This window comes from Streptomyces iranensis, from assembly GCF_017874715.1.
Classification (GTDB): domain Bacteria; phylum Actinomycetota; class Actinomycetes; order Streptomycetales; family Streptomycetaceae; genus Streptomyces; species Streptomyces iranensis.
This window is the reverse complement of the sequence record NZ_JAGGLR010000059.1, coordinates 1-9,241: the sequence shown is the minus strand read 5'-3', so window position 1 is coordinate 9,241 and position 9,241 is coordinate 1. Positions and strand designations below refer to the sequence as shown.

5 protein-coding genes are annotated in these 9,241 nt (G+C 68.2%); 4 read left to right on the top strand and 1 reads right to left on the bottom strand.

The features are described from left to right. On the bottom strand, positions 1-2,851 hold a 2,851-nt coding region (locus J2Z30_RS51595; RefSeq protein WP_209469196.1), incomplete at its 3' end, for a WD40 repeat domain-containing protein. A 582-nt stretch (positions 2,852-3,433) separates the two neighbouring features. On the opposite strand from J2Z30_RS51595, the gene J2Z30_RS49075 reads away from it, so the two are divergent. The 4 genes from J2Z30_RS49075 to J2Z30_RS49060 all read left to right on the top strand — a co-directional run. Beyond that, positions 3,434-3,616, top strand: a complete 183-nt coding sequence (locus J2Z30_RS49075) for a hypothetical protein (RefSeq protein ID WP_209469195.1) — start codon at positions 3,434-3,436, stop codon at positions 3,614-3,616. A gap of 502 nt (positions 3,617-4,118) precedes the next feature. Continuing rightward, entirely contained in the window at positions 4,119-4,784 is a 666-nt protein-coding gene (locus tag J2Z30_RS49070) for a hypothetical protein (RefSeq protein WP_044572956.1), read from the top strand. Positions 4,785-4,870: 86 nt separating this feature from the next. Then, positions 4,871-5,203, top strand: coding sequence for a CU044_2847 family protein (locus J2Z30_RS49065; RefSeq protein ID WP_044581714.1), 333 nt, complete (start codon positions 4,871-4,873; stop codon positions 5,201-5,203). Positions 5,204-5,213: 10 nt separating this feature from the next. After that, positions 5,214-9,241: nSTAND1 domain-containing NTPase (locus J2Z30_RS49060; RefSeq protein ID WP_209469194.1), on the top strand; the 4,028-nt coding region annotated here is incomplete at its 3' end.

The following is a 9,241-nucleotide window of genomic DNA, read 5'->3' as shown; positions in this document are numbered from 1 at the left end:
CGACAGCCGTGCTGTCGCTGCTGGCCACAAATGTGACGAAGGGCTTCGGGGCGCGGATGGGTGCCGGGCGGGTGCGCGGCCTCGCCGTGGACCAGCTGGTCGCCGAGACGTCGTAGTCGACTCTGAGGAAGGCGTGGCGGTCCACGAAGGTCGCCTGTGATGTCATGGCGCCGGAGCGTCCGCTCAATGTGGCGACCGGTCGGCGTGAGGCCACGTTCCACAGGCGGGCGGTGGACTCTTTGCCTGTGGAGGCAAGGGTACGTCCGTCGGGGGAGAACGCCACTGCCATGACGGGCGGCTTTTCATTCAGCGTGGCCAAGGGCTCGCGCGTCTGCGGGCGCCACAGACGGACGGTGCCGTCCATGCTTGCGGTGGCCAGGGTGCGGCCATCCGGCGAGAACGCAACTCCTTCGACCGCGTTCGTGTGGCCGGTCAAGGTCGCCAGAAGACGGTGGGAGCGGGTGTCCCACAGCTTCACGCTACGGTCGTTGCTCGCGGTGGCCAGAGTGCGGCCATCGGGAGAGAACGCCACCGCGTTGACGGCGCCGGTACGGCCAGCCAAGACACCGAGGGTCTTGTGGGAGGACACATCCCATAGGCGGGTCGTGCGCCCGCCGCCCGCGCTGGCCAGCATGCGCCCGTTGGGCGAGAACGCCAGGCCCATCACCGAATCGGTGTGTCCGGTCAGGAGAGCGCGTTGCCGGTGCGTGCGTGCATCCCACAGTCTCACCGTGCGATCGCTGCTCGCGCTGGCCAGGGTGCGGCCGTCCGGCGAGAACGCAACTCCTTCGACCGTGTTCGTGTGGCCGGTCAAGGTCGCCAGAAGACGGTGGGAGCGGGTGTCCCACAGCTTCACGCTACGGTCGTTGCTCGCGGTGGCCAGAGTGCGGCCATCGGGAGAGAACGCCACCGCGTTGACGATGTCGGTGTGGCCGGTCAAGGTCGCCAGAAGATGGTGGGACTCTGTATCCCACAGCTTCACGCTGTGGTCCATGCTCGCTGTGGCCAGGGTGCGGCCGTTTGGTGCAAAGGCCATCCCTTCCACTGTCTTGGTGTGCCCGGTGAACTGGTTGGCGTAAAAGCGGGCGTAGGAGCTGAGCAGACTGCTGCGCGCATCCGTAGTGGACGCCTGCCGGTATCCCCGCAGTGCGATGACCATGGCCGCCTCGGGGTGTTGTTCGCTCAGCTGGCCTGCGCGGGCGGCAAGTTCGCGGGAGACAGCCAGTCGTCGCTGTTGCTCGGCGTCGTTGCGCTGCTGGTAGGCCACCAATGCGGCGAGGAGGGCGAGACACAGGAGGGTGGAGAGGGTGATCAACGTGCGGCGGGTACGACGCTCGTGACGGCGTCCGGCGGCGACCGAGGTGTCGAGGAAAGCGGCTTCCAGCGGGTTGAGCACCTCCGGCGAGTGGTCGGTGAAGGCTTCATCGGCCTGAACCAGGCGCGAACCGCGGTAGAGGGCCCCCGCGTCGTGTTCGAGATCGCGCCAGGCGAGGGCGTCATGAGTGAGCTGGCGGTGCAGGCGGATGCGGTCGCGCTCTTCGTTGATCCAGCCCTGCAGGCGGGGCCAGGCAGTAATCAGCTTCTCGTGGGCGAGGAAGACAGTGCCCTCGTCGACGGTGAGCAGGCGAGCGCGGGCCAGCCGATCCAGGACGGCGTCGGTGTCGGCTGTAATGCCCGGGTCGGCGGCCGCGAATTCGGCACGGGGGGTGGGGCGGTGGGTGTCCTCGGTGCCGTCGCCGGGGGCGATCAGGCGTAGCAGGATGCGTCGGGCGAGGGTGGTCTGGGAGGGGGTGAGCTGGTGGTAGGCGTCCTCGGCGGTGCGGGCGATGGCGCCGTGTAGGCCGCCGGCTGCCTGGTAAGCGTCCTGGGTGAGGATGTGGCCGCGTCGTCGGCGCCAGGTCTCCAGCAGTGCGTGGGACATCAGCGGCAGCGCGCCGGGTTCGTCCGTGACCTCTTGGAGGAGGCGGGCGGTCAGGTCGCGTTCCACGTTCAGCCCGCGCGCCTGTGCCGGGCGCACGATGGCCGCACGGAGCTGCGCGGTGGCCATCGGGCCGACCAGGAGGGTGGCGTCGTTGATCGCGGCTGCCAGAGCGTGGTTCTCGGTGCACCGGACGAAGAAGTCGGCTCGCAGCGCGAGCACCACCCGTAACCGGCTTCCTGGCTCTCGGGCAGCCAGTAAGCGCTCCAGGAAGGCCGCACGGTCGTCGGGAGAGGTGCAGAGGGTGAACACCTCTTCGAACTGGTCCACCAGTACCCAGGTATCTCCCCGGCCCTTGGCCGGTGTCAGCAGATCGAGACGGTCCATCGGCTGGGCGCCGGGGGTGAGGACCAGTACCGCGGCCGGCCTCTCGTCCGGGTCCTGTTCGGGACGGCGGAGCTGCGGGATGAGGCCGGCGCGCAGCAGGGAGGACTTGCCGCTGCCCGAGGCTCCCACCACCACGCTCAGCCGATGCCGGCGAGCCATCTCCTCCAGCTGTGCGGTGGTCTCCTCGCGGCCGAAGAACAGCTCCGCATCACCCGGCTCGAAGCGCTCCAGCCCCCGATACGGGGGCTCGTCGTCCTCCTCGGGCGGGCGCGGCACCGCCGTGGTCTCCGCGTTCGCCTGCTCCCACCGGTGCCGCCACTCGTCCGCGTCTCCGTTGCAGGCCTGCACGTAGGCCAGGGCGACCGGCAGGGTCGGCAGCCGCTCGCCTCCCGCGGCTTGCGACAACGTCGCAGCCGAATATCGCGCACGACGAGCCATGCTCCGATAGCCGGGAGCACTTGCCTCGTCGCGGAGCTTGCGTAACTCGTAGGCGAACCGCGCGACGGGCCCGTCCTGCGGATCGATCGGCTTCTCCGGACGCCCCACTCGCCCCGCCCCTCCCCGGCACAGCCCACCTGCCCCTCCAAGCACCCTAAAGATCGCCTCACGGCCACGGCAATGACGCCGACCACGAAGGGCCGAGCACGGCCGGATTGATCAGACCAGCTCAGACGGGCTGCCAAACAACTCCGGGGGGAGTGAACTCGGTGATGTCCGGGCTGCGGTTCGTTACGACGGGGGGCGTGACGACCCGCAGCCCGGACATTCCCACCCACAGTTCGAAGGAGTCGCAATGACCCGTTCCAAGCGAGTCCTTGCCGCATGCGCGCTAGCTGTAGGCATGCTGGGTGGCGCCGGGACCCCTGCTCTGGCCAACAACCACGGCACCGTTGCAGCCACCGCCTCCGCTTCCCCGGCCACGGTGCGGCACGCTGGAGACGCTCGCATTCAAGCGCGCTGGCATAGCAAGAAGGCCAAGAACGTCGCCGGTAAGCCCAGCAGGGAAGCTGGGCTGCACCTTCGTGCGCGGGCGCGGCGGTACGCCGACCCTCGGCAACGCGTGTTTCCAGCCGAAGGGCGACAAGTTCTGGGTCCAGGACCGGCGGAATGCACATCAGAATGCGCGCCATGTACAGCGGCAACACACAAACCGTCTTTGACTGCAGGGATCACAAGGGCAAGGCCGCGGGCTGGACAGTCTGCGGATCCTCCAAGCAGATGAAAGAGAACCGGACAATCAACTTCGGCGCCTTGGCCTACAAGGGCAACACTACGAAGTACGCGGGCATCACCGCGCCCGCGAAGAACTGAACAACCGAGCGGCGCCGGAAGATCAGCAAAGGCGGCACGCGGCAACTGTGGTGCACCTACCCCACCAAGGTCAACAAGGTGAAGGGCTGCTGAGCCCGATACCACCTCACCAAGATGGCCACCACCCGCGCACGCCCGTCAGCGTACGCGGGCGGGCCAGGTGAAGGTCACCGGCGTCGACCTCGTCTTCCGCCCGCTGCCGCCCCGGAAGACGCCTGGCAACACAGCGACAGCAAAACATACTCAAAGAGGACAATCTATGGCTGGGTTCAGTAGACGCGGCGCCCTCGTGGGCCTGACTGCACTGGGTACGGCGGCATTCATGGGCCGCGCGGCACAAGCACGCGCAGCCCGCGGCCCACACACTCCGCCGCTGGACATCGTCACCGGAGAGGATGGCTTTTCGGCTCCCTCGACAGCCGGCGCGGGAGCCGTCTCCTTCCGATTACGCACCACCAGCAGGCTGACCGGCGCCGTTGGCCTCGCCCGGCTTCGGCGTGGCGTGAGCAAGGCGGAATTCGGTACCCGGCTGCGGCGCGTCTTCGCCACCGAGGGCGCGGAGAACGTCGAGGCGGCCAAGGCCCTGATGGCCGCCGCCGAGCTGTACGGCGGCGGCTTCACCCATATCGGCACGGAAACCGGCTTCACCGTCGAGCTGGAACCCGGCCGCTATCTGATCCTGGAGTTCCTGGACTTCGAGGGGGGCCGGGGCCGCAACCCCGCGCCGGGCCAGGAGTACGTCCGCACGCTTACGGTCCACCAGCGGCCCGAGCAGACGCCGAGCGGTCCGCCCAGCGCCGTGGTCACAGCCCGAGAAGTCCCCGGTGTGGGGCCCCGGTTCGAGCTGCGCGGGCGACTCAAGCCCGGTCACCCGCTCCACTACGTCAATCGCATGCGGGACCAGGTCGACGAGCTGGTTCTCTACCCCATCACCGACGACGCGGTCACCGAGGACGACATCCAAGCGTTCTTCGACCGCACCCTGCCCGTGCCGCCCTTCGACATCACCCGCTGGCTGGGCACCCCGCCTCTCTCCCCGGGCCGGGGCGCGCTCCTCACCCCTCCCCTTTCCCCCGGCCGGTACGCCGCCGTCACCTGGGTCACCAGCATCCACGACGCCCGCCCGCTGGCCGCCCACGGTCAGCACCGGATCCTCACAGTGGCCTAAAACCGCAACGGTCCGCGCGACGAACGACGACTGGTTGTCCAGTCCTGCGTCTGCGATGCAAACTGATGTTTTCGAAGGGGGAATTGATGGACAGCTTGGCACGTGTTCCGCTTGAGGGGGGCGGCGCGATTCTGTTCGAAGCCGCGCCGGAGTTCGGCGGGCCAGTGAAGGCCGGGCGAGTCACGGACGCGATTCAAGAGTTGCCGCGATCCTTGCGGGAGTCGTTGGCTCCGGTACGGGAGACGGCCCGTACGGTGCTGCAGGAGTTGCGGCAGGCCGGCCCGGATGAGGTTGAGGTGGAGTTCGGGGTCAACGTTTCCGCGAAGGCTGGGGCCGTGATCGCCAAGGGCGACGTTGCCGTCCATCTGAGGGTTCGCCTGCTGTGGAAGAACGGCGAGGCCGCAGACGGCGCGCAGTGAGGCTCGGGGGATGAAGGACTCGGAGAGGCCCCCGTTAGATGCGGGCAATGGGAGCGAGGGGCGTGCCAGTAGCGGCCCCCGCGGGAGCGCGTTTTCCACTGCTGTCGCGCAGATTTTCGGCGATGACGGCGGTGTGGCCGGTGCGGGGTTTCTGGTCGGGGAGGGGATCCTCGTTACCTGTGCACATGTGGTGGCCGCTGCCGGGCACGGGCCGGAGAGCAAGGTCGAGGTCGGCTTCCCCCAGTTGCCAGAGGCATCGCGCGTGTCGGGGTCTGTCGTTGCTGAGCAATGGCGGGCGCCGGAAGGGGAAGATGTCGCCTTCGTTCGGCTGGAGAGCATCCCAGCAGGTGCCCGTGAGCTGCCTTTGGGGTCGAGTGCAGGGGGCAGAGGTCATCGGGTGGCCTCCTTCGGGTTTCCCTCTCAGGCTCCTCAGGGCGGTCACTTCGGTTATGGAACTGTCGGCAACCTCCTGCAGGGCGGCGGCGGTGTGGGTCCGCTGCTGCAGTTGACGGGGGCCAACGATCTGACCACCGGGTTCAGCGGCGGGCCGGTCGTGGATGAGGTGACCGGTCTGGTGATCGGCATGGTCACCTCGATCACGTCCCCCGATAGTCACCTCAAGGGGCTGGGCATTGCCTATTGCACCCCCATGGAGGTGCTCCGGCGAGCCCGGCCGCAACTCAACGAGAGCCAGGTGCGTCCCTATCAGGGGCTGGAACCCTTCACCGAGGAGCAAGCCGAGTGGTTCCACGGCCGGGACGCCGCCGTGGAGAGTGTGCTGGCCGCGCTGGGTGGCCAGCAGCGGCTGCTGTTGGTGCTGGGGCCCTCGGGCGCCGGGAAGTCCTCTCTGGTGCAGGCCGGTGTCCTGCCGGCCCTGGCCGCAGGACGGCTGCCCGGCAGCGACCGCTGGCTGCCTCTTGTCGCTCGTCCAGGCACGGATATCGACGCAGAGCTGCAGCGGGCTGGATTGCCCGGTGCTGAAGCCGACGGCCTCTGCGCCGCTGCGGAACGCCGCTTGTCCCGCGAGCCGGACCACGACCGCCTGCTGGTGATCCTCGACCAGTTCGAGGAACTTCTCACCCAGCAGTCCCCCGAGGCGCACAGCTCGCCGGGAGACCGGTGCGCAGCAGCGACGGAGCAGTTCCTGGCGCTGTGCGACAGGACGCTTTCCGTCACGGTCATGCTGGTCATGCGCGATGACTTCTACTCAAGGCTGGCCGCCCTGGCCCCGAAACTGCTGGCGGCTGCCGGACTAGGGATAGTCAACGTGCCCGCGACCTTGAGCGTTCCGGAGCTGCAGGCGATCATTACTGAGCCGGTCCTCAGAGCAGGCGCACGAATAGAGGACGGTCTGCCGGAACGCATCATCACCGACGTCTTGGCCGCCGCTCCCGACCAGCAAGCGCCCGTCACGCTGCTGCCTCCCTTGGAACTGGCACTCAGCCAGATGTGGGAGCGCCGCACCGATGGTTGGCTCACACACCAGGCATACCAGCGCATCGGCGGGGTCATCGGCGGCCTCGCGACGTGGTGCAACACCGCCCTCGACCAGCTGCCCGTCGATCAGCGTCCCACCGCTCGTCGCATACTCACTGCGCTGGTACGGCCCGCGGACGAAGCACACGCCATCCCGGCGACACGCCAACAGGTCCTGCTCGACCGGCTGCGGGACCTGGCCCGTGCTCCCGCAGCCGAGACAGCACAAGCAGATGCGGTGTTCGACGATGTGCTGGCTGCTCTGACCCGCCACCGCATCATCACCACGGGCAGTACGCCTCAGCCTGGCGGAGCCGCGGGTGAACCGGCAGCGGAACTCATCCACGATGCCCTCATCCGCGACTGGAGCGATCTGCGCACCTGGGTAGCTCAGGACCGACGATTCCAGGTCTGGCTCCATCGCGCGGCCGAGCAAGCAGCACGCCATGATGACAGTGGTCGGCCCGATGACCTGCTGTCCGGAACGGCCCTGGCAGAAGGCGCCGAGTGGGCTCGTCAACGCCCGCTGCCGGCCGATGTCGAGATGTTTCTCAGCGCCAGCCAACAGCACCAGCAGGCCGCAGCTCGCAGAACCCGACGCATCAACACCGTCCTGGCCAGCATGCTCGTCCTCGCCCTGATCGCCACCGGAGCTGCCCTCTGGCAACGGCAAGAAGCCGTCACCGCACAGCACCAGGCCCAGTCCCGGGAGTTGGCCTCCCAGTCGACCACGTTACTGAAGACCAACCCCGACCTGGCCTCCCTGCTGGCAGTACAGGCCTACCAGACTCATCCGACGAAGGAAGCCACCGCCAGCATCTACGCTGCGGCCGCCCTCCCTCTCAAGCTCCGACTCGCCGGGCACACCGGCACCGTGAAATCGCTGGCGTTCAGCCCGGATGGACGCGCTCTCGTGAGCGCCGACGATCACGCGAGGGTGCGGGTGCGGGATGTGGCCACCGGCAGGACACGAGCCACCTTCACCGGACAAACCCGCGGTGTGGCGTCAGTGACCATCAGCCCCGATGGGCGCACAGTGGCCAGTGGGGGCGAGGATGGGACGGTACGGGTATGGGATGTGGTTTCCGGCAAGCTCCGCGCCACCTTCACCGGGCCCGCCCAAGATGTGCTGTCGGTGGCGCTCAGCCCCGATGGGCGCACCCTGGCCACCCGCAGCTACGACGAGACCGTGCGGGTATGGGATGTGGCCGCCGGCAAGACCCGCACCACCTTCACCGAACACACCGACAGCGTGATGTCGGTGGCGTTCAGCCCGGATGGGCGCACCCTGGCCACCGGCAGCTTGGACGAGACCGTGCGGGTGTGGGATGCGGCCACCGGCAAGACCCGCACCACCTTCACCGAACACACCAGCAGCGTGGGGCCGGTGGTGTTCAGCCCGGATGGGCGCACAGTCGCCAGCGCCGAGGACGGGACCGTGCGGGTGTGGGATGCGGCCACCGGCAAGACCCGCACCACCCTCACCGGACACACCGGCAGTGTGGAGTCAGTGGCGTTCAGCCCGGATGGGCGCACACTGGCCAGCAGTGACGATGATGCGAGGGTGCGGGTGTGGGATGTGGCCGCCGGTAAGCCGCGCGCCACCCTCACCGGACACACCAGCGGCGTGGAGCCGGTGGCGTTCAGCCCGGATGGGCGCACACTGGCCACCGGTGACCGCAGCGGGACGGTACGCCTGTGGGATGTGGCCACCGGTAAGCCCCGCGCCACCCTCACCGGACACACCGGCAGCGTGGGGCCGGTGGCGTTCAGCCCGGATGGACGCACCCTGGCCAGCGGTGACCGCAGCGGGACGGTACGCCTGCGGGATGCGGCCACCGGCAAGACCCGCACCACCCTCACCGGACACAGCTCCTACGTGGAGTCGGTGGCCTTCAGCCCTGACGGACGCACCGTGACCACCAGTGACGACAAGGCGGTGAGGGTGTGGGATGTGGCCACCGGCAAGACACGCATGATCCGACCCACCGGAGACGTGCTGAGGAAGGTGTTGAGTGCTGATGGGCGCACGGGTGTCAGCCTTAGTCTCAAAAACGTGGTGCGGGTGTGGGAGGTAGCCACTGGCAAGACCCTCGCCTCTCTCCCCAGGCACAACCACAGCGCAGTGGCCATCAGCCCTGACGGGCGTACTGTCGCCAGCGCTGGTCGCAGTCAATCTCACCACATCACCAGCGAGGACAGGACGGTGCGGGTGTGGGATGTGGCCACCGGCAAGACCCGAGCCACCCTCACCGGTCCCTCCGGACATACCCACGGTGTGAAGTCGCTGGCGTTCAGTCCTGATGGACGCTCAGTGGCCGTCGGCGACCGTGAAGGGATGGTGCGGGTGTGGGATGTGGCCACCGGCAAGACCCGAGCCACCCTCACCGGACGAAACTACGTTGTGACGTCGCTGGCGTTCAGCCCTGATGGGCACACACTGGCCACCGGCAGCGACGACGGGACAGTGCGGGTGTGGGATGTGGCCACCGGCAAGACCCGAGCCACCCTCACCGGACGAAACTACGTTGTGACGTCGCTGGCGTTCAGCCCTGATGGGCA

Bases quoted from the DNA above. Each gene is read 5' to 3' on its own strand.
- J2Z30_RS49075 (WP_209469195.1), top strand. From the start codon at position 3,434: ATGTACAGCGGCAACACACAAACCGTCTTTGACTGCAGGGATCACAAG.
- J2Z30_RS49065 (WP_044581714.1), top strand. From the start codon at position 4,871: ATGGACAGCTTGGCACGTGTTCCGCTTGAGGGGGGCGGCGCGATTCTG.